Below are 20,847 nucleotides of genomic sequence, written 5' to 3'. Positions count from 1 at the left end.
AGTCACCACACAATGAGCAGAACCAGGCCCAGGCAGACTGCAAGGACGAATAACGAAAGATCCATCAGCATGGGGTGCCAGATTTCACCGGAATAGATCCAGTCGCGCAGCAAGCGGTGGGTGACCAGCCAGAGAATAAAACCCAGCATCACCGCTTTGAACAGAGGGGGAAAGTAAACCGAGGCACCTACTATCAGATCCTGAAGCGGTAACCCCGAGGCGTTAAGCGTGAACGTCACGTGCCGGTTCCTTTGCAAATGGGTCGTGGCCAAAAAGCGCGGCCGCATAACGCGCTGGGGCGTCACAACAAAGTGTAAATCAGACTCTCATCAAGGATGTATGCAGTATTGCATTTGTTTTGGCAATATAAATGCTGCACACTATTCTAAAATCAGTATAATAACTTAGCAAGCTAATTATAAGGAGATGAAATTGGAATCGCCACTAGGTTCTGATCTGGCAAGGTTAGTACGCATCTGGCGTGCTCTGATTGACCATCGCCTGAAACCTCTGGAATTGACACAGACGCATTGGGTCACGCTGCATAACATCCATCAGCTGCCACCCGACCAGTCACAGATCCAACTGGCAAAAGCGATTGGCATCGAGCAGCCATCACTGGTACGAACGCTCGATCAACTGGAAGAGAAGGGGCTGATTTCACGCCAGACCTGCGCCAGCGATCGTCGTGCCAAGCGGATTAAACTCACTGAGAAAGCCACCCCCATCATCACAGAGATGGAGGCGGTGATCAGCAAAACGCGCGGTGAGATCCTCTCAGGGATCACGCCCGCCGAACTGGAACTGCTGATCTCGCTGGTAGCCCGGCTTGAGCACAATATCAATGAGCTACAGTCCCGCGACTAACCTTTAAAAAAGCCTTGCGAACGCAAGGCTTTTTCTTTACTGGAACACGACCACCCGGTTACGTCCGCTCTTTTTTGCCTCGTACATCGCCTTATCTGCACGCCCGACGCACTCTTCCGCGCTGATTTTCGCTATGGCGGTAAACACGCCCATACTGATGGTGATGGGCTCGGGAAGTTGTCCCTCCGAGCTGGCTTTATCGAAGCTGCTCAGTTTTAAGCGTATCCGCTCCGCAACCTGGCGCGCCGCTTCAGGGGGGGTATGGGTCAACAGCAGGACAAACTCTTCTCCCCCGATGCGCGCAGCAACGTCATTTGGCCGGACGGAATCCATCAGCAGCTGGGCGACAAACTGCAACACCTTATCCCCCTGCAGGTGCCCGTAGCAGTCGTTGATGCGCTTAAAACGATCGAGATCGCTGACGATGACCGAGACCGGCTCCGTCGGTTTCACCGTATGAAGGGCGTGGTTCAGGGCATCATAAAAATAGCTGCGGTTGTAGAGGCGTGTCAGCGGATCGCGAATGGAGTTCTGGTAAGACTGTTGATATTTCAGGTGCGATTTTCGATACAGATTAAATACGTCGTAAAGCAGAACGAACATAATCAGCAGCGTGGCGACGGCTTCAAATAACCGTGCGCGATACCACGAGATATCTTCTGCCTGTCCACCTAAAAACAACATGGCAAGCGTGGCAATATAACAGAGGCATAAGAAATTTCCGCCAATCCAGAACAGATTACGTACCCGCGTGGTACGCAGCAGCGTCGCTAATGCAATAACCCAGAGCGTGATGAGCGTGATGTTAATGGGCCGTTTCCACAGCAACAGATATTGTCGGGTTTCGTTGTCGACCAAATCTAATGATAATAAAGCCACGTTGCTGGAGTAGAGCCAGGCCAGTATCAATATCAGGGCCGTAAAAATAAACATGCCTGAAATAATCGAAAGATGGAAAATTCGCGACAGTGGCCGGCTGCGGATAGCGTACAGCACAGCCGCAACGATAAAGAGCATGGCCATCAGCAGATGACGGAACGCAAAGTAGATCATGGCGTCGTTATAGTTAACGACGTTGAACTGATAAAGATCCAGCCAGGCCGGGAAGCTGGATAGCGTGCCCACCATCAACAGTGCGGAACCGATAAAGGCGAATGCAAAGGACATCAGATATAAACGCATTCTGTCGCACCAGTATTTCATTACCATAAAACAGGCGATGAACAGGTGAAATACCAGTAAAAAAATGGTGAGCATAGGAAAGAGAAACGGGGAAAATAACGCCGTCTTTCCGACCAGGCCAAAAAAAAGAGAGTGTAAAATTCCGATGACAATAAAGCAGCCTACAAAGAACTGCGCATACTTGTTCTTAATATAATGATTTATCGCAAGCATAAATATTTCAAATAAAGAAAAAAGGATTTGCGAATCATCTCATAAGCGCAGGGGGAATACTTTGCGCAGGAACAAGCGGTACGAGAATTAAATATAAATAATGTGAATGTATTAAATTAATATATTTATATTAGTAATGCTTAATGGTGCGGGGCGTGATCGGATGACCACGCCCATAACGTTATTAACGTGGGGAGACGGTGACCTGGCTGCCGTTGCTGGCCAGTACCACACGTTGACCAGCAGCAAACCGCGTATTGCCCTGTTTCTGGACCACCATAATGGTGCTGCCGTCATCCTTGCGGATCTCTAACTCAACGCCCTGGGATTTGTTCATCGCACCCTGGACGCCCTGACCCGCAACGCCACCGGCTACGGCACCCGCCGCGGTTGCCAGTGAACGGCCTGTGCCGCCACCCACGGTGTTACCGAGGAAGCCACCCAGTACCGCACCGCCAAGTGCGCCGATCACGTTGTTCTCATCACCACCCTGAATCTGTACCGGGCGCGCGTTCACGATGGTGCCGTAAGTGACATTCTGAACCTGTTTCGCCTCAGAGGCACTGTAAACGTCCCCGGACAGGGAGTTGTCATTAACACAGCCAGCCAGAGTGAATCCAACCAGCGAAACGGCCAGTACACGTAAAATCATTTGAATCTCCTGTTCACCAAAAACGCTCGTTGAGCATCCGTTATGGCTAAATTATATGGCATCGGGTGCCATAAATCCTATCTTTGCTCAAACACAATCAGAATGGTACTCGATTCTCACTCAACCATAGCTATACAAGCGACGATGTCACCCTGCAGGCGATACGGATTATTCCTGGAATGACGCCCAGCGCCAGCTATTGTTAAAAAGTATGAGTCCATCGTAGCATTGATAATCGGTTTATGGTGGAGTGAGTCATCAGCCCAAACGGATTAAGGAAAACGGATGAAATCGGGTCGCTACATTGGCGTAATGTCAGGAACCAGTCTGGATGGTGTGGATGTCGTCCTGGCGGCAATAGACGAGAATATGGTTGCCCAGCAGGCAAGCCTTAGCTGGCCTATTCCCCAGGAGACGAAACAGGCGATCCTGAATATCTGTCAGGGCCAACAGCTGACGCTGTCGCAGCTGGGACAGCTTGATACGCAGCTCGGACGCCTGTTCGGTGATGCGGTGCTGGCGCTGATGAACCAGGAGAATCTTCGTCCGCAGGATGTGGTGGCGATCGGCTGTCACGGGCAAACGGTCTGGCATGAGCCGGGCGGCGACGCGCCGCATACGTTGCAGATAGGCGATAACAACCAGATCGTCGCCAAAACTGGCGTGACGGTGGTGGGGGATTTCCGCCGCCGCGACATGGCCCTCGGCGGGCAGGGCGCACCGCTGGTCCCCGCGTTCCACCACGCCCTGCTGGCGCATCCGACGGAGCGCCGCATGGTGCTCAACATCGGCGGCATCGCCAATCTTTCTTTATTGATCCCAGGCCAGCCGGTACGCGGCTTCGACACCGGGCCGGGAAATATGCTGATGGACGCCTGGATCTGGCGTCAGGCGGGTAAAGCCTACGATAAAGACGCCCAGTGGGCATGCAGCGGTAAAGTTATTATCCCGCTGCTGCAAAGCATGCTCAGCGATCCCTATTTTGCCGCACCGGCGCCGAAAAGCACTGGCCGCGAATACTTCAACTACGGCTGGCTTGAGCGTCAGCTGGCGAACTTCCCGGGCCTGGCGCCTGAGGATGTACAGGCCACGCTGGCGGAGCTTACTGCCGTTTCGGTCTCGGAACAGGTGCTGCTGAGCGGGGGCTGCGAGCGTCTGCTGGTGTGCGGCGGCGGCAGCCGTAACCCACTGGTGATGACCCGTCTCGCCGGTCTGCTGCCGGGCACGGAGGTAACCACCACCGACAAGGCAGGGATCAGCGGCGATGACATGGAGGCGCTGGCCTTTGCCTGGCTGGCGTGGCGCACGGTGGCTGGTCTGCCGGGGAACTTACCCTCGGTAACCGGAGCCCGTGAAGCGAGCGTGTTAGGTGCTGTTTTTCCAGCGAATCCGCGGCAAAATCAGAGTTAACCGAATTTCACTTAAGCCTGCTGTGGGTAAGAATAGCCGAAAAAACGGGAGGGCCTACGCGCCCTCCGGGACCAGGAAAGTCTTCGGAATTTACCCATGAAAAAACTGCTTCTTGCTTTTACTCCCTTTCTGCTGGCGAGCTGTAGCGTTTACAACCAGTTCGTCGAGCGTATGCAAACCGACACGCTGGCCTATCAGTGCGACGAAAAGCCCCTTACCGTTAAGCTCAATAATCCCCGTCAGGAAGTCAGTTTCGTGTACGACAATAAGCTGCTGACGCTGAAACAGGGGATCTCCGCTTCCGGGACCCGATACAGCGACGGGGTGTATGTCTTCTGGTCGAAAGGCGACAGTGCAACGGTCTACAAGCGCGATCGCATTGTGCTGAACAATTGTCAGATCGAAAATCCGAAGCGTTGAGATTTTGCAGGGGGCGGCGCACAATAGCGTCACCCATTGTCAACGTCAGTTAACGCCATGTCAGATAACGACGAATTGCAGAAAATTGCGCACCTGCGGCGCGAATACACCAAAGGCGGCCTGCGTCGCCAGGATCTCCCCGCCGAGCCGCTGGTGCTGTTTGAGCACTGGCTGAAACAGGCCTGTGAAGCACAACTGGCCGATCCCACCGCGATGGTGGTTGCCACCGTCGATGAAAATGGCCAACCCTGGCAGCGCATCGTGCTGCTCAAACATTACGATGACAAAGGACTGGTGTTCTACACCAACCTTGGCAGCCGTAAGGCGCAGCATCTGGAAAACAACCCGCGTATCAGTTTGCTCTTCCCGTGGCATATGCTGGAGCGCCAGGTGATGGTCACCGGCTCCGTTGAGCGTCTCTCAACCCTTGAAGTGGTGAAGTATTTCCACAGCCGTCCGCGGGACAGTCAGATTGGCGCCTGGGTCTCTAAACAGTCGAGCCGTATCTCTGCCCGCGGCGTGCTGGAGAGCAAGTTCCTTGAGCTGAAACAGAAATTCCAGCAGGGCGAAGTGCCGCTGCCGAGTTTCTGGGGCGGCTTCCGCGTCTCCGTTCAGCAGATGGAATTCTGGCAGGGCGGTGAACATCGCCTTCACGACAGGTTTATCTATCAGCGCGATAACGGCGCGTGGAAAATCGATCGGCTGGCACCCTAATCCCCGAAATTTGTTCTCTTAAGCGCTGGCGCTACGTTGGTCAGCGCTTTATTCTATGTACCTTTCGCGTCTGGCGAAAAGTCGTGTACCGGCAAAGGTGCAGTCGTTTTATACATGGAGAATTTGATGGCAAGCAGTAACTTGATTAAACAATTGCAAGAGCGGGGGCTGGTAGCCCAGGTGACGGATGAGGAAGCGTTAGCAGAGCGACTGGCGCAAGGCCCGATCGCGCTCTATTGCGGCTTCGATCCTACCGCTGACAGCTTGCATTTGGGGCATCTGGTTCCTTTGTTATGCCTGAAACGCTTCCAGCTGGCTGGCCATAAGCCTGTGGCTCTGGTCGGTGGCGCAACGGGTCTGATTGGTGACCCAAGCTTCAAAGCCGCTGAGCGTAAACTGAATACGGCGGATACCGTAGAGGAGTGGGTGGCGAAAATCCGCAAACAGGTCGCGCCATTCCTCGACTTTGACTGTGGTGAAAACTCCGCGATCGCTGCGAACAACTACGACTGGTTTGGCAGCATGAACGTGCTGACCTTCCTGCGGGATATCGGTAAACACTTCTCCGTTAACCAGATGATCAACAAAGAAGCGGTGAAGCAGCGTCTGAACCGTGACGATCAGGGCATCTCCTTTACCGAGTTCTCCTACAACCTGCTGCAGGGGTATGACTTTGCCTGTCTGAACAAGCTGCACGGCGTTGCGCTGCAGATTGGCGGCTCCGATCAGTGGGGTAACATCACCTCCGGTATCGATCTGACCCGTCGTCTGCACCAGAATCAGGTCTTCGGTCTGACCGTTCCGCTGATCACCAAAGCGGACGGCACCAAGTTCGGTAAAACTGAAGGCGGCGCGGTATGGCTCGATCCGAAGAAAACCAGCCCGTACAAGTTCTACCAGTTCTGGATCAACACCGCAGATGCTGACGTTTATCGCTTCCTGAAGTTCTTCACCTTTATGGACATTGAAGAGATCAATGCTCTTGAAGAAGAAGACAAAAACAGCGGTAAAGCGCCACGCGCCCAGTACGTGCTGGCCGATGAGGTCACTAAGCTGGTTCACGGCGAAGAGGGCTTAGCGGCGGCCAAGCGCATTACCGCCAGCCTGTTTAACGGCACCCTGAGCGATCTGAGCGAAGCAGACTTCGAACAGCTGGCGCAGGATGGCGTGCCAATGGTGGAGATGGAAAAAGGCGCCGATCTGATGCAGGCCCTGGTCGACTCTGAGCTTCAGCCGTCCCGTGGCCAGGCGCGTAAAACCATCGCCTCTAACGCCATCACCATTAACGGTGAAAAACAGTCTGACGCGGAGTACGTCTTCGCTGACAGCGATCGCCTGTTTGGTCGTTATACCTTGCTGCGTCGCGGTAAAAAGAATTACTGTCTGGTTTGCTGGAAATAATCATAAAAGCACAGGGGCGTGGGAAACCACGCCCCTTTATTTTTTCAGGGTTGTGGTAAGAAAATGAAGAATATCCTCGCCATCCAGTCCCACGTCGTTTTTGGGCATGCTGGCAACAGCGCCGCAGAATTTCCGATGCGCCGTCTCGGGGCCAATGTCTGGCCGTTAAATACCGTTCAGTTTTCCAACCATACGCAATACGGCAAATGGACCGGTTGCGTGATGCCGCCCGCTCATCTTACAGAGATTGTTCAGGGCATCGCTGATATCGACAAACTCAAAACCTGCGATGCCGTGCTGAGCGGTTATCTTGGATCAGCCGAGCAGGGCGAGCATATTCTCGGTATTGTTCGCCAGGTGAAGGCGGCGAACCCGGCGGCGAAATATTTCTGCGATCCGGTGATGGGCCATCCGGAAAAAGGCTGTATCGTGGCGCCAGGCGTGGCGGAGTTTCACGTGCGTCACGCTCTACCGGCCAGCGACATCATCGCCCCAAACCTCATTGAACTGGAGATCCTCTGTGAACATCCGGTGAACAGCGTGGAGGAGGCCGTTGCGGCGTCCCGTGAACTGATTGCGATGGGGCCGGAAATCGTGCTGGTGAAAAATCTGGCCCGCGCCGGAATCAGCCCGGATCGCTTTGAGATGCTGCTGGTGACCAAAGATGAAGCCTGGCACATCAGCCGTCCGCTGGTGGATTTTGGCAGCCGTCAGCCGGTGGGCGTGGGCGATGTCACCAGCGGTCTGCTGCTGGTGAAACTGCTGCAGGAGGCAACGGTGCGTGATGCGCTTGAGCACGTCACGGCGGCGGTGTATGAGATTATGATCGCCACCAAAGCCCTGCAGGAGTACGAGTTGCAGGTGGTGGCCGCACAGGACCGGATTGCAAAGCCGGAACACGTTTTTAGCGCGACCCAGCTTTGACCTCAATGCCCGGCGGCGCTGCGCTTGCCGGGCCTACAGAGCTCGTAGGCCGGGTAAGCGTCAGCGCCACCCGGCAATAAACCGCTCTCTTACTTTAACCCTTCCGCTTCCAGTGCTGCCGCCACGGCAGGCCGCTCCGCCATACGCGCCATATAGGCGTCAATGTGGCTTAACCCTTCCATGTTCAGCTTCACGGCCCGCGCCCAGCGCAGGACGGTAAACAGATACGCATCGGCAATGGTAAAGCGCGGCCCGCAGATCCACTGATCCTCTTTCAGCGACGCGTTCACGTACTGCAGTTTCTTCTCCAGCAGGGCGCGAACGGTCGGCTTATACTCTTCCGGGGTGTCCGGGCGGAACAGCGGGGTAAAACCTTTATGCAGTTCGGTGGCGATGTAGTTCATCCATTCAATGGTTTTATAGCGGGCGATAGTACCGGCTGGCGCCAGCAGCTGGCGATCCGCGACGCTGTCCGCGAGGTACTGCATAATGGCAACACCCTCGGTGAGCAGGGTGCCATCTTCCAGCAGCAGGGCCGGAACCTGGCCTTTAGGATTCACCGCGAAAAAATCATCGCCGTTTTCCAGACGCTTTTGCATCAGATCAACACCGTTGAGGGTGAAGTCTTTACCGCTCTCGCGCAGCGTAATATGGGAGGCAAGAGAGCAGGCGCCTGGTTTATAGAACAGTTTCATCGGTCACTCCTGTTTACGTAGGTTTACCCTATGTTAGTGCGCCCCATAATAAAAAAAAAGCCGCTAACGCACAGTTAGCGGCTTGTAGTCAGTCGTTTCCCGATGACATTACACGGCGGCGGTGTTGCTCGCTTTAGCGGTATTGTCGTCGTCCTGAGTCATGCGGTTCAGTTTTGGTGCAGTCAGCATCATCAGCACAGCGATAACCGCAGTGGCAATACCAATCTGCAGGAACACGTCACCATAGACATGCAGCGACTGCAGCGGATCGGTCACATCAGAAGGCACAGCCATCAGGTTGGCGATCTTACCGGCGATGATGGCAGCACCCGCAGTGGTCAGGAACCAGCTACCCATGATGAAGCCCATCAGACGCTGTGGAACCAGCTGTGCAACCATCGCCAGGCCCAGACCGGAGATCATCAGCTCACCGATAGACTGCAGGGCGTAGCTCAGGATCAGCCAGTTCACGGAGACGATACCCGCGTCGCTGGCGAATTCCGCGCCCAGCGGCAGTACCAGGAAGGCACCCGAGCAGAGCACCATGCCCACCGCGAACTTGTGCGGCATTGGCAGGCGGTCGCCCATCTTGTTGTAGATGGCAGCCAGGATCGGGCTACCTACCATGATCCAGAACGGGTTCAGGGCCTGGAACTGCTCAGGCTCGAACGCGATACCCAGGATAGAGTGCTCAACGTTACGGATCGCGAAGAAGTTCAGAGACGTTGGCATCTGGCTGTACAGCACGAAGAAGACAATCGCTTCAACCATCAGGATAAAGGCAACAATCATCTTACGACGCGCCGCGCCCTGCATGGAGAAGGCTTCTTTTGCAAAGATGCAGATGATACCCAGCGCAACTACGCCCAGCACCGCACGGGCAATACCCTGGTTGTGCAGCAGCCAGGTGGCGATAGCAACCAGCACGACAACACCAACCAGCGTCGCCAGCAATTTACCCATCTGTACCGGCGCAAAGTCAGGTTTTGAACCGTACTCTTTCACCCAACTGCGGCAGAACAGGAAGTTCACCACGGTGATCAGCATACCGACGAAGCTCAGGGCAAACGCCACGCTCCAGCCGAATTTTGCTGCCAGCCACGGGGTCGCCAGCATGGAGAAGAAGGAGCCGATGTTGATGGACATGTAGTACATGGTGAATGCACCGTCCAGACGCGGGTCATCTTTCTTATAACAGGTAGAAAGCAGGGCAGACGGGTTCGCCTTGAACAGGCCGTTACCCACCGCGATGGTCGCCATACCCAGGTAAACCACGCCGGCATCGTGACCGGACCAGGCTACCAGACCATAACCGATCGCCAGAACGATGGCGCCCAGCAGGATGACACGTTTGGTTCCCAGTACTTTATCGCCCAGCCAGCCACCAATTGCGACCAGACCGTAGACCAGAGCACTGAAAGAAGAGAACAGGGTGATGGAATCGGCTTCGGACATACCCAGTTGTTTCACCAGGTAAACCGCCATGATCCCTTGCAGACCGTAGTAACCAAAACGCTCCCACAGCTCAATAGAGAATATGAGATAGAACGATTTCGGTTGTTTGAAAGCGTTAAGACTTACGCTCTCTTCAGCTGGTTTATTGTTTGCAGTAGACACATATACCTCTTTTTTTACATCCCATATTAACGGGGGTGTTCATAGCGTGATGACCGTAGTCCATCCGCTTTATAGTTATAGTGGGAGGGGAAACGGCGGGTAATGTTCACTATCCTGACCCGTCTGGCAAGACGTTTGTAATATTCTGTTACATTTAACTCAAGCCCTATAATGCGCCAGAAACCTAAATGTTATTTAGCGTTAAATTTTACCGTTTCGGTGAAACTGGTTTTTTTCACTATTCAGTAGGGGAGAAAATCGCCGTATGGCGATATGTTCTGCTGTAAAAGGTGTTGGGCAGTGATATGGCCTATGTTCTGAAAAATAACCGGACATATCTACGGTTGAGAAGGGGGTATTTCTCGATGCTGTAGGGCTTTAGTAGCCATTTTGACACATAAAATTAACAGCGTGTGAACAGAGTGATCGCCATCACATTTATATAGAAAATTTTGCTGACGAAAAAACAATTAACCTGTTTGATTGTTATATAGCCGCACAATGCGCGAACCGTAAACTTTTGCTCAGACAGAAAAACTGCAAAAGGCGAGCCTGAAAGATAGTCGTGCTTAATATAGGGTTTCCAGGTGATAAAAAAAACCGTCGAATGACGGTTTCAGTGGTCGGTTTTCTCTTTAAATTCACAGAGATCTTCAATAATACAGGAGCCACAGCGCGGTTTACGCGCAATGCAGGTATAGCGTCCGTGGAGGATCAACCAGTGATGGCAGTCGACCTTGAACTCCGCAGGAACCACTTTCAGCAGCTTATCTTCGACCTGCTCCACGTTTTTGCCCGGAGCGAAGTTCGTTCGGTTGCAGACACGGAAGATATGGGTATCCACGGCAATGGTCGGCCAGCCAAAGGCGGTATTCAGCACCACGTTGGCGGTTTTACGGCCCACGCCAGGCAGTGCTTCCAGCGCCGCGCGATCTTCCGGTACCTCACCGCCGTGCAGCTCTATCAGCATCCGGCAGGTCTTGATCACATTCTCGGCTTTGCTGTTAAACAGGCCGATGGTCTTGATGTACGACTTTACCCCCTCAACGCCCAGCTCCAGCATCGCCTGAGGCGTGTTGGCGACGGGGTAGAGCTTCGCAGTGGCTTTATTGACGCTCACGTCAGTCGCCTGCGCGGAGAGCAACACCGCGATCAACAGTTCAAAGGGCGAGGTAAAATTCAGCTCGGTGGTCGGGTGCGGGTTATTCTCACGCAGGCGCTGCAAAATGGTTAAACGTTTCTCTTTGTTCATGAGGCCTTCTCAGGGATCCCTTCCTCTGCGCTGCGCGTGGCAGCGCGGCGTTTACGTTTCTCATCAATGAGGTATTTTACTGCCAGCATCATCCCCAGGCCAATAAACGCGCCAGGGGGCAGCATCGCCAGCAGGAACGGCGTATCGGTGTGGAACACCTCAATGCGCAGAACTTTGGCCCAGCTGCCCAGCAGCGCATCTGCGCCATCGAACAGGGTACCGTTGCCAAGGATTTCACGCATGGCGCCCAGGACAAACATCGCCCCGGTCGCCCCCATGCCGATGGCAAAGCCATCAAGGGCTGAAATCAGCGGATCGTTTTTCACCGCAAAGGCTTCGGCGCGGCCCACCACGATACAGTTGGTGACGATCAGCGGGATAAAAATCCCCAGCGACTGATAGAGGCCAAAGGCCCAGGCGTTGATCAGCATCTGCACGACGCTCACCACCGAGGCGATAATCATCACGTAGATCGGAATACGAATCTCTGACGGCGTCCAGCGGCGCAGGGCAGAGATCGACAGGTTGGTCAGGATCAATACCAGGGTGGTGGCAAGGCCAAGGCCCAACGCGTTGGTAACGGTGGAGGTGACGGCCAGCAGCGGACACATCCCCAGCAGCTGTACCAGCGCGGAGTTGTTTTTCCACAGCCCCTGAACAAAAACCTCTTTTACCTGGCTCATGAACGCTCCTCACAGGCGGGTAGATTGTTAAGTTGCGCAGGCAGCGATTGTGCGTAAACCCCCGCACGTTTAACTGCGTTCACTACCGCACGTGGGGTGATGGTTGCACCGGTAAACTGATCGATATCACCACCATCTTTTTTCACCGCGAACGCCGGATCGTCAATACCGTGGATCACTCTACCCGCGAAATGCAAAATCCAGTCGCTTAAGCGGGTTTCAATCTTATCTCCAAGGCCTGGCGTTTCGTGGTGCTCGGTCACGCGCGTACCCAGCACGGTGCCGGAAAAATCGGTGCCCACCAGCAGCCTGATAGCGCCGGAGTATCCATCCGGGGCGGTGGCCTCCATCACCACGCCGGTCGGCGTATCGCCTTTACGGGCGATAAAAATACGGTGGGTGCCTTTGCCAAGCGCTGGCGTCTGGACAAGATAACAGCTCTTCTGCAGATCGTTATCGTAGATATCTGCCGGGATCACCTGGTCAAACAGCGCTTTTTGCTGACGGGCCGCCTGTTCATCAATGGTGGATTTGGTTAAGCCGTTGACCAGCGCGGTCATGCCGGTGAGCACGGCGGCAAAGAGCGCCAGCGTCACGCCGTGTTTTTGCATCGTTTTTAACATGGCGAGATCCTTAGCGATGGCCGTACACGCGCGGACGCGTGTAGTAGTCGATGAGCGGAACGGTGATGTTCGCCAGCAGCACGGCAAAGGCCACGCCGTCCGGGTAACCGCCAAAGCTACGGATCAGCCACACCAGCAAACCGGCCAGCGCGCCAAAAATCAGGCGCCCACGGTTGGTGGTAGAGGCCGTTACCGGGTCGGTCAGAATAAAGAAAGCACCCAGCATGGTCGCCCCGGAGAGCAGATGGATCTGCGGCGACGCCAGCGACTCCGGCGAGAAGAACCAGCCCAGCCCGGAACAGACCGCAAGCGTTACCAGGAAGCTCACCGGGATATGCCAGCGGATCGCTTTCTGCCACAGCAGGAACAGGCCACCGGCCAGGTACGCCAGGTTAACCCACTGCCAGCCCGCGCCTGCCAGCACGCCGCTGTAAATGGGCGACTGGAGGATCTGCTCTACGCTGTGACCCGCATGCAGAGAGGTTTTGAAGGTATCGAGCGGCGTTGCCTGGCTGATGCCATCCACCCCCAGACGCAGGGTGTTCATATCCGCGCCGCTGGCGGTATGGCCGGAGAAGATCACCTGCACGGCATCCATAAAGCCTGGCACCGTCGCGGCAATCTCATGCGGCGGCAGCCAGCTGGTCATCTGCACCGGGAAGGAGATCAGCAGCACCACATAGCCAATCATCGCCGGGTTAAACGGGTTATGCCCGAGGCCGCCATAGAGCTGCTTGGCGATGATCACCGCGAACACGGTGCCGAGCACCACCATCCACCACGGAGCGAACGGCGGAATACTGATGGCCAGCAGCAGGCCGGTAAGCAGGGCGGAATTGTCCGCCAGAATTTTGCCCACCGCGATTTTCCGCAGTTTGAGTACCAGCGCTTCGGCCGCCAGCGCGCTCACACAACCAAGGATGATCTGCAGCAACGTACCCCAGCCGAAGAACCAGAGCTGTACGGCAATGCCCGGCAGCGCGGCCAGGCAGACCAGCATCATAATGCGCGATGTCTGGCGCTGGTTATGGGTATAAGGGGAGCTTGCGATTCTGAAAACCATTTAATCCTCGTTAACTGCCTGCTGTGCGGCTCTCTTCGCCTGTACCCGCGCGATGGCGGCAGCCACTGCCGCTTTGCGTGGATCGTCATTGGCTGCCGGCTCTTCTTCCTGTTGCGCCGCCTTGCGCGCTTTTGCCCGGGCAATGGCGGCTTCGACCGCGGGTTTACGCGGGTCGACGGGTACGGGTTCTTCCTGTTTTGCTTCCGGCGGCGCGGCTTTACGGGCTTTGGCCCGGGCAATCGCCGCTTCGACGGCCGCTTTACGCGGGTCGACCTGAGCCTGTTCAACCTGAATATCGTCCGGCTGCGCCGCTTTGCGGGCTTTCGCCCGGGCGATGGCCGCTTCGACCGCCGCTTTACGCGGATCGACTGGCGCTGGCTCGCTCTGGCTCTCTTCCGATGGTGCCGCCTTGCGGGCTTTTGCACGGGCAATGGCCGCTTCGACCGCGGCTTTACGCGGATCCACCGGCGCTGGCTCGGCCTGAGTCTCTTCCGGTGGCGCCGCTTTGCGGGCTTTTGCGCGGGCGATGGCGGCCTCGACCGCCGCTTTACGCGGATCGGTTTCTGTTGATGCGGCGGCAGCCTGCGCTTTTTCCGCCTGACGGGCGCGGGCCTCTGCTTTGCGCGCTTCGCGGGCGGCAATCATCTCGCTGTTATCCGGGCGCTGACCCGCCGGGATCACCACATCTTCTGTCGCGGTGGCTTTCTTCTCGCGCACACGCGCCAGGGCAGCATTAATGGCATCCTGGTCTTTCGCCGCAGGCTGAACTGCAGCTTTCTTATGGCGCGCTTCGCGGGCGGCTTTCTCGCGTTCAAGGCGCTGCTGGCGCGCTTCAAACCGTGCTTTGGCTTCGGCTGCGCGTTTCTCTTCCTGGGCGATCGCGTAAATTTCGGCTTTCTCGACGCGGAAATATTGCACCAGCGGAATATTGCTCGGGCAGACCCAGGCGCAGGCGCCACACTCAATGCAGTCGGCCAGGTTGTGGGATTTCGCTTTATCGTGGATCTGCCCTTTGCTGTACCAGTAGAGCTGCTGAGGCAGCAGATCCGCCGGGCAGGCATCGGCACAGGCGCTGCAGCGAATGCAGCCTTTCTCTTCCTGCGTTTCGCCCATCTCGCTGACGGACGGCGCCAGCAGGCAGTTGGTGATTTTTACCACCGGGACATCCAGCCAGGGCAGGGTAAAGCCCATCAGCGGCCCGCCCATAATTACCATTTGCTCGGCGCTCGGGCAGAACCCGGCCTGATCCAGCAGATGACGAACCGGCGTGCCCAGACGCGCCCAGACGTTGCCGGGACGGCTAACCGATTCCCCGGTAAGGGTAACGACGCGCTCGGTAAGCGGCTCGCCGTCAACAACGGCACGTTTAACGGCATAGGCGGTGCCGACGTTCTGCATCAGGACGCCAATGTCAGACGAACGACCGCCGTGCGGAACCTGCTTGCCGGTTAAAATCTGGGTCAGCTGTTTGGCGCCACCGGAGGGGTACTTGGTGGGAATAACGCGCAGGCTGATATCATGGCTGCCCGCCAGCACCGCACGCAGCATGGAGATGGCCTGCGGTTTGTTATCTTCAATGCCGATCAGCACCTCCTGCGGCTGCAGAATGTGCGCGAGAATACGAATGCCCTCGACGATCTGCGCGGCGCAGTCCTGCATCAGACGATCGTCCGCGGTGATGTACGGCTCGCACTCGGCGGCGTTGATAATCAGGGTTTTGATCTTGTCGCCGCCGCCCTGCAGTTTGTTACCGGTCGGGAAGCCCGCGCCGCCCAGACCGGCGACGCCAGACTGATGAATGCGCTCGATCAGCGCCTCGCGGCTGTGGTTGCGGTAGTCGCTCCAGCCGTCGCGCTCAATCCAGCGATCTTCGCCATCGGCGTCGATGATGACGCACAGCTCAGAGAGGGCGGAAGGGTGGGCAACGGTATGGGGCGCAATCGCCACCACGGTGCCGGAGGTAGGGGCGTGCACAGGCAGCATACGTCCGCGTCCAAAGGTCAGCGGCTGGCCGCGTAACACGCTGTCGCCAGGTTTAACGCACAGCTCACCCTCAGCACCGATGTGCTGCTTCAGGGGGATAACAAAACGGTTGGCCAGCGGGATCTGGCGCAGCGGCGTACCGCTGGACTGGGTTTTCATCTCTGGCGGATGAATACCGCCATCGAAATCCCAGATCTTCTCTTTTCTGAAGGCAGAAAATAACTTAAGCATGTTGTTCCACAGGAATAATGCGCACCGGAATGGTCTGAAGATCCCATTTCCAGCTATCGGTCGTGGTGGCTACCGGGCGTAACTCAATGCACTGGGTCGGGCAGGGGGCGACACAGAGGTTACAGCCGGTACACAGGTCTTCCATCACGGTATGCATGGCGCGCGTGGCGCCCACAATGGCATCTACCGGGCAGGCCTGAATACATTTGGTGCAGCCGATGCAGTTAGGCTCATCGATCACCGCCAGCATGCGCACCGGCTCCTGCGCGCTTTCATCACCGTCGACCGGCTGGGGGTCGACGTTCAGCAGTTCGGCAATCTTCAGCATCACCGCTTCGCCGCCAGGCGCACAGCGGTTAATTTTTTCGCCGCCGCTGCCCACCGCCTCTGCGTAGGGGCGACAGCCAGGGTAGCCGCACTGCCCGCACTGGCTTTGCGGCAGCAGCTCATCAATTTTTTCGACAATCGGGTCATCCTCCACCGCGAAGCGGCGTGAGGCGTAACCGAGAATGATGCCAAACAGCAGCCCCAGAACACTGAGGGCAGCAATGGCAATCCAGATTGCATTCATTACAACTTCACCAGACCACTAAAGCCCATAAAGGCCAGAGACATAAGACCGGCGGTAACCAGCGCGATGGCGTTACCGCGAAACGGTGCCGGGATATCAGCCGCGACCAGGCGTTCGCGGATCGCTGCAAACAGCACCATCACCAGCGAGAAGCCGACCGCGGCGGAAAAACCGTACAGCGCCGACTGCAGGAAATTGTGCCCAAGGTTAATGTTGAGCAGCGCCACGCCGAGCACCGCACAGTTGGTGGTGATCAGCGGCAGGAAGATGCCGAGCAGGCGGTATAACGCCGGGCTGGTTTTACGCACCACCATTTCGGTGAACTGCACCACCACAGCGATAACCAGAATAAAGGCCAGCGTGCGCAGATAGGTCAGGCCAAGGGGGATTAAAATCCAGGTATCTACCCACCAGGCGCAGATCGAGGCGAGGGTCAACACGAAGGTGGTGGCTAACCCCATCCCCATTGCCGTTTCGAGCTTTTTGGATACGCCCATAAATGGGCACAGGCCAAGGAACTTCACGAGAACGAAGTTGTTTACCAGCACCGTGCCGACAAAGAGCAGTAAGTAATCGGTCATTATTCAGCCTGACATAAAAAAGCCGCCTATTATCGGATAAACCGGCGCAGGCGACAACAGGTTAACTGTAAGGTTATTACGGGTTCACAAAGGTGTTCTTTACGCGGGCCGAGCGCTTAAAGTACGGCACGAACAGCGCGGTCACCAGCAGTGGGAAGAGGAGTTGACGCACTGCCAGCGCATCGGAAACCGGCGAAAAGGCGAAGGCTTTCACGGCCAGCAACACAGAGACCAGCAGCCAGATAATATAGTGCTTAGGCACGCTCCGGCGGCGTTTAAAAAACGCGATGGTCAGCCACAGCGTGTAGTACCACATGGCAATCGCAAACGCGAAAGAAATAAACCACATGACGATAGCAGAGGTATTTTGCGCGCCCAGCGTTTTAAGCGCGTGCGGCGTAATTAATGCAGTGGAATAAAGTACCAGTGCCAGCGACGCACTTAATAATGCAACCAGCAGCCAGGCGAGCGGAGCAAGTAACCAGCCGCCAATTTTTTCTCCAGCCGTTGTGGTCATGTTCTCTCCCGATAGTCAGCGAAAAGCGCGAACTGCAAATTAGCAGGGGCGAGAGTATATAACATTTCCGGGCAATGAGTACCTTTTAGAGCACGTAACGCCACACCGACTTAGGCACTTCGCCAATGTTGAACAGGCGTCCGCCAGAAACCAGCTCAGCGCGGCGATGGTCAGCGGCGCGGTACATGCTGATAATGTCCTGGTTGTCACTCAGGGTGTAGTTCAGATGGTCAAACAGCTTTTCCAGACTTTCAAGGGAATTAATTTTGCGAAATTTTAATAAATAGTCCTGAACTGTCATTTTAATAATTTTCCATATAAGAGTGAGTAATGCCAAAGGAGTAATTCGGTCGAATAATAAACGGTTCAAATAAGACGTAAACGGTTTGCCAAAGCGCACCGGCAAAAATAAGAGTTTTCTTGATTGATGAAATCAGGCGTCGGCCGACGCCTGGCGAAGAAGGTTAACGCTGTTCATGACGGCTGGCAATAAGCAACTGACATCATATGTCACTATTTTTGGTGAGCGTATGAGGCTTGGCTTGATTGAGGGTATTTACCGGCTCGGGTGGCTGGTAGTTATCAATATGACTGGCAACGGCGAGCAGTATCACCGACACGCCCAGCACGATCCATCCCGCTAACTCGATAATTCGATTAATTATTGTCGTCATGATTCTTGGTGATGTTTTATCCATAAATACAGATCCAGAATTTTACAGTGCGATATGCCTTCGGGCAAGCGCTTTACAAGGATGTTTTGCGATTGTATTCAGCGAGTTATAAATGTTAATCAGAAATTACTGATTGCTTCTGTTGCTATAGGGCAAGGTACGCCAGATTAATCTATTGTGACGGGAGAGGAGATAGTGTGAAATATGCAGGTCAAAAGATGAGAGGCGATTTCATGAGCGACAAAATCCGTGTTGGATTAATTGGTTATGGTTATGCGAGTAAAACATTTCATGCCCCGCTGATTGATGGCACCCCGGGGATGGCGCTGGCAGCCATTTCCAGCAGCGATGCGACGAAAGTTCATGCCGACTGGCCAACCGTGCCGGTGGTTTCTGAGCCGAAGCATCTGTTTAACGATCCCAATATCGACCTGATTGTTATCCCGACACCAAACGACACCCATTTCCCGCTGGCGAAAGCGGCCCTTGAAGCGGGCAAGCATGTGGTGGTGGATAAACCCTTTACCGTGACACTGTCACAGGCCCGCGAACTGGACGCGCTGGCAAAAAGCCTGGGTAAACTGCTCTCCGTCTTCCACAACCGCCGCTGGGACAGCGACTTCCTCACCGTTAAAGCCCTCATTGCCGACGGCTCTCTGGGGGAAGTGGCATTCTTCGAATCACATTTCGACCGCTTCCGTCCGCAGGTGCGTAATCGCTGGCGTGAGCAGGCGGGTCCGGGCAGCGGCATCTGGTACGATCTGGCCCCGCATCTGCTTGACCAGGCCGTTAACCTGTTTGGTCTGCCGGTGAGCCTGAACGTCGATCTGGCCCAGCTGCGCCCTGGCGCGCAGGCTACGGACTACTTCCATGCGGTGTTGAGCTATCCGCAGCGTCGCGTGGTACTGCATGGCACGATGATGGCGGCGGCGGAATCTGCACGTTACATCGTGCATGGCTCCCGCGGCAGCTATGTGAAGTTCGGTCTCGATCCGCAGGAAGAACGTCTGAAAAACGGGGAACGCCTGCCGCAGGAAGACTGGGGCTATGACATGCGTGACGGCGTGCTGACCCGCGTGGAAGGGGAAGAGCGTGTGGAGGAGACCTGGCTGACGCTGCCGGGCAACTACCCGGCCTATTATGCCGGTATTCGCGATGCGCTGAACGGCCAGGGTGAAAACCCGGTCCCGGCAAGCCAGGCGATTCAGATTATGGAACTGATTGAGCTGGGTATCGAGTCCGCGAAACATCGCGCGACCCTCTGTCTGGCCTGAAAACAAAGCCCGGCAATGCCGGGCTTTTTCTTACCCGCGTGCGACCTTGTCGCGCAGCGCCTGCTTCTCGGCAGATGTTAAGAATGCCATCTCCAGACCATTGATCTGCGCCTGGCGAATCTGCTCGCGGCTCAGTCCGGCCTGCGGGGCGGCCACCGTGTATTCGTGAATAATATCGACTCCCTGAACCGCCGGATCGTCAGTATTCAGCGAGGCTATCACGCCATGCTCGAGGAAAGTTTTCAGCGGGTGGTGCGCCAGCGTCGCCACGGTGCTGGTCTGAATATTGGAGGTCAGACAGGATTCGATTCCGATGCGTTGCGCCGCCAGGAAGTCCATCAGGGCGCGGTCTTCCACCGCCTTCACCCCATGACCAATACGCTCGGCGCCCAGCTCGCGGATCGCCTGCCAGATGCTCTCCGGGCCTGCCGCTTCACCGGCATGGACGGTGATGTGCCAGCCTGCGTCGCGGGCGCGATTGAAGTGGGAGAGGAACAGACTGCCCGGGAAGCCCAGCTCGTCGCCCGCCAGATCGACCGCAGTGATATGTTCCCGGTGAGCCAGCAGGGCTTCGAGTTCCTGAAGGCAGGCGGCTTCGCCAAAGGTACGGCTCATGATCCCAATCAGGCGGGCCTCAACATCAAAGGCTTTACAGCCTTCGCGAACGCCAGCGATCACCGCCTCTACCACACCGTCAACCGGCAGGTTGTGGGACATGGCCATATAGCCCGGCGAGAAACGCAGCTCAACGTAATGCAGACCGTTGCGCGCGGCGTCCTCAATATTCTCGAAGGCAACGCGACGGCAGGCTTCCAGCGAGGCGAGGACTTTTACCCCCCAGTCGAGTTTGCTTAAAAAGCTCACCAGATCCGGTTCGTTTTCTGTTACCTGCACATGCGGGATCAGCGACTCAAGGTTTTGTGCGGGCAGAGCCAAATTATACTGGCGACCAAGATCCAGAATGGTCTGGGCACGGATGTTGCCATCAAGGTGGCGATGAACGTCAGTTAGCGGGAGGGTGGTATCAATCATGGTCGCACTCTTTATTAGGTAAAGTGCGACGTATTATAAAAATAAAACGGGGCAAAAAGCTATTTGCGCAAGATAAATATCCATTGCGCAACGCTATTACCGCAGGGCGTGAATCCCGGCAATCAGTCGTTCCACCCCTTGCTCCAGTTTACTGCGCGGGCAACCGGCATTGAGGCGGATAAAGCCGTTACCCTCTTCGCCATAGGTATAACCCGGCATAATCGCCACTTTTTGCTGCTCAATCAGCACCTTTTGCAGCTTCCGGTCG

At 55.8% G+C, this 20,847-nt stretch carries 24 protein-coding genes; 7 read left to right on the top strand and 17 right to left on the bottom strand.

Annotated features, from left to right (window positions below):
- Positions 1-2: 2 nt before the first annotated feature.
- On the bottom strand, positions 3-239 hold the full coding sequence (locus WFM46_RS14480) for a DUF1656 domain-containing protein (protein ID WP_103823914.1): 237 nt from the start codon (positions 237-239) through the stop codon (positions 3-5).
- A gap of 187 nt (positions 240-426) precedes the next feature.
- Here WFM46_RS14480 and slyA point away from each other — a divergent pair, with 187 nt between their 5' ends.
- Entirely contained in the window at positions 427-867 is a 441-nt protein-coding gene (gene slyA / locus WFM46_RS14475) for a transcriptional regulator SlyA (RefSeq protein ID WP_103179372.1), read from the top strand.
- A gap of 36 nt (positions 868-903) precedes the next feature.
- On the opposite strand, the gene WFM46_RS14470 is transcribed toward slyA, so the two are convergent.
- The gene (locus WFM46_RS14470; protein WP_336997887.1) at positions 904-2,262 is read right to left on the bottom strand and encodes a GGDEF domain-containing protein; all 1,359 of its coding nucleotides are present in this window, start codon (positions 2,260-2,262) and stop codon (positions 904-906) included.
- A 184-nt stretch (positions 2,263-2,446) separates the two neighbouring features.
- Positions 2,447-2,914 (bottom strand): outer membrane lipoprotein SlyB, encoded by a 468-nt coding sequence (slyB, locus tag WFM46_RS14465; RefSeq protein ID WP_103179374.1) that lies wholly within the window; start codon positions 2,912-2,914, stop codon positions 2,447-2,449.
- A gap of 285 nt (positions 2,915-3,199) precedes the next feature.
- Here slyB and anmK point away from each other — a divergent pair, with 285 nt between their 5' ends.
- The 5 genes from anmK (at position 3,200) to pdxY (ending at position 7,783) form a co-directional block, all read left to right on the top strand.
- A complete protein-coding gene (anmK, locus tag WFM46_RS14460) occupies positions 3,200-4,324 on the top strand; it encodes an anhydro-N-acetylmuramic acid kinase (RefSeq protein WP_103179375.1) in 1,125 nt (374 codons plus the stop codon).
- A gap of 96 nt (positions 4,325-4,420) precedes the next feature.
- The gene (gene mliC, locus WFM46_RS14455; protein ID WP_103179376.1) at positions 4,421-4,744 is read left to right on the top strand and encodes a C-type lysozyme inhibitor; all 324 of its coding nucleotides are present in this window, start codon (positions 4,421-4,423) and stop codon (positions 4,742-4,744) included.
- A 57-nt stretch (positions 4,745-4,801) separates the two neighbouring features.
- Positions 4,802-5,458: a pyridoxamine 5'-phosphate oxidase gene (gene pdxH, locus WFM46_RS14450; RefSeq protein WP_103179377.1), complete on the top strand. Its 657-nt coding sequence runs from the start codon at positions 4,802-4,804 to the stop codon at positions 5,456-5,458.
- 126 nt (positions 5,459-5,584) lie between these two features.
- Positions 5,585-6,859, top strand: a complete 1,275-nt coding sequence (gene tyrS / locus WFM46_RS14445; RefSeq protein WP_103179378.1) for a tyrosine--tRNA ligase — start codon at positions 5,585-5,587, stop codon at positions 6,857-6,859.
- 63 nt (positions 6,860-6,922) lie between these two features.
- Positions 6,923-7,783, top strand: a complete 861-nt coding sequence (gene pdxY / locus WFM46_RS14440) for a pyridoxal kinase PdxY (RefSeq protein WP_336997886.1) — start codon at positions 6,923-6,925, stop codon at positions 7,781-7,783.
- Positions 7,784-7,872: 89 nt separating this feature from the next.
- On the opposite strand, the gene gstA is transcribed toward pdxY, so the two are convergent.
- The 12 genes from gstA to blr form a co-directional block, all read right to left on the bottom strand.
- On the bottom strand, positions 7,873-8,478 hold the full coding sequence (gene gstA, locus WFM46_RS14435) for a glutathione transferase GstA (protein WP_336997885.1): 606 nt from the start codon (positions 8,476-8,478) through the stop codon (positions 7,873-7,875).
- A gap of 108 nt (positions 8,479-8,586) precedes the next feature.
- Positions 8,587-10,095, bottom strand: a complete 1,509-nt coding sequence (dtpA, locus tag WFM46_RS14430; protein WP_103179381.1) for a dipeptide/tripeptide permease DtpA — start codon at positions 10,093-10,095, stop codon at positions 8,587-8,589.
- A 616-nt stretch (positions 10,096-10,711) separates the two neighbouring features.
- Positions 10,712-11,347 (bottom strand): endonuclease III, encoded by a 636-nt coding sequence (gene nth, locus WFM46_RS14425; protein ID WP_103179382.1) that lies wholly within the window; start codon positions 11,345-11,347, stop codon positions 10,712-10,714.
- On the bottom strand, positions 11,344-12,030 hold the full coding sequence (locus tag WFM46_RS14420; RefSeq protein WP_103179383.1) for an electron transport complex subunit E: 687 nt from the start codon (positions 12,028-12,030) through the stop codon (positions 11,344-11,346). The genes nth and WFM46_RS14420 overlap by 4 nt, the downstream gene beginning before the upstream one ends.
- A complete protein-coding gene (gene rsxG / locus WFM46_RS14415; RefSeq protein WP_336997884.1) occupies positions 12,027-12,653 on the bottom strand; it encodes an electron transport complex subunit RsxG in 627 nt (208 codons plus the stop codon). Before rsxG ends, WFM46_RS14420 begins: the two co-directional genes overlap by 4 nt.
- Positions 12,654-12,663: 10 nt before the next feature.
- Positions 12,664-13,716: an electron transport complex subunit RsxD gene (gene rsxD, locus WFM46_RS14410; RefSeq protein ID WP_336997883.1), complete on the bottom strand. Its 1,053-nt coding sequence runs from the start codon at positions 13,714-13,716 to the stop codon at positions 12,664-12,666.
- Positions 13,717-15,930: an electron transport complex subunit RsxC gene (rsxC, locus tag WFM46_RS14405; protein WP_336997882.1), complete on the bottom strand. Its 2,214-nt coding sequence runs from the start codon at positions 15,928-15,930 to the stop codon at positions 13,717-13,719.
- Complete coding sequence (rsxB, locus tag WFM46_RS14400) at positions 15,923-16,501, bottom strand: electron transport complex subunit RsxB (RefSeq protein ID WP_103179387.1); 579 nt, start codon at positions 16,499-16,501, stop codon at positions 15,923-15,925. Before rsxB ends, rsxC begins: the two co-directional genes overlap by 8 nt.
- Entirely contained in the window at positions 16,501-17,082 is a 582-nt protein-coding gene (gene rsxA / locus WFM46_RS14395) for an electron transport complex subunit RsxA (protein ID WP_039029166.1), read from the bottom strand. Before rsxA ends, rsxB begins: the two co-directional genes overlap by 1 nt.
- Positions 17,083-17,158: 76 nt before the next feature.
- Positions 17,159-17,599: a DUF2569 domain-containing protein gene (locus tag WFM46_RS14390; RefSeq protein WP_103179388.1), complete on the bottom strand. Its 441-nt coding sequence runs from the start codon at positions 17,597-17,599 to the stop codon at positions 17,159-17,161.
- Positions 17,600-17,684: 85 nt separating this feature from the next.
- Positions 17,685-17,900, bottom strand: coding sequence for a transcription modulator YdgT (gene ydgT / locus WFM46_RS14385; RefSeq protein WP_103179389.1), 216 nt, complete (start codon positions 17,898-17,900; stop codon positions 17,685-17,687).
- 202 nt (positions 17,901-18,102) lie between these two features.
- Positions 18,103-18,273 (bottom strand): division septum protein Blr, encoded by a 171-nt coding sequence (gene blr, locus WFM46_RS14380; RefSeq protein ID WP_168192053.1) that lies wholly within the window; start codon positions 18,271-18,273, stop codon positions 18,103-18,105.
- A gap of 233 nt (positions 18,274-18,506) precedes the next feature.
- Here blr and WFM46_RS14375 point away from each other — a divergent pair, with 233 nt between their 5' ends.
- Positions 18,507-19,547 carry an oxidoreductase gene (locus WFM46_RS14375; RefSeq protein ID WP_103179391.1) on the top strand — a complete coding sequence of 347 codons (1,041 nt, stop codon included), beginning with the start codon at positions 18,507-18,509 and terminating at the stop codon, positions 19,545-19,547.
- 30 nt (positions 19,548-19,577) lie between these two features.
- Here WFM46_RS14375 and add read toward each other — a convergent pair whose 3' ends face one another.
- Entirely contained in the window at positions 19,578-20,579 is a 1,002-nt protein-coding gene (gene add, locus WFM46_RS14370; RefSeq protein ID WP_159339027.1) for an adenosine deaminase, read from the bottom strand.
- Positions 20,580-20,675: 96 nt separating this feature from the next.
- Positions 20,676-20,847: aminotransferase class I/II-fold pyridoxal phosphate-dependent enzyme (locus WFM46_RS14365; protein ID WP_336997893.1), on the bottom strand; the 172-nt coding region annotated here is incomplete at its 5' end.

The sequence above is a fragment of the Leclercia sp. M50 genome (assembly GCF_037150775.1).
Classification (GTDB): domain Bacteria; phylum Pseudomonadota; class Gammaproteobacteria; order Enterobacterales; family Enterobacteriaceae; genus Enterobacter.
This window is presented reverse-complemented; position numbering and strand designations above follow the sequence as displayed.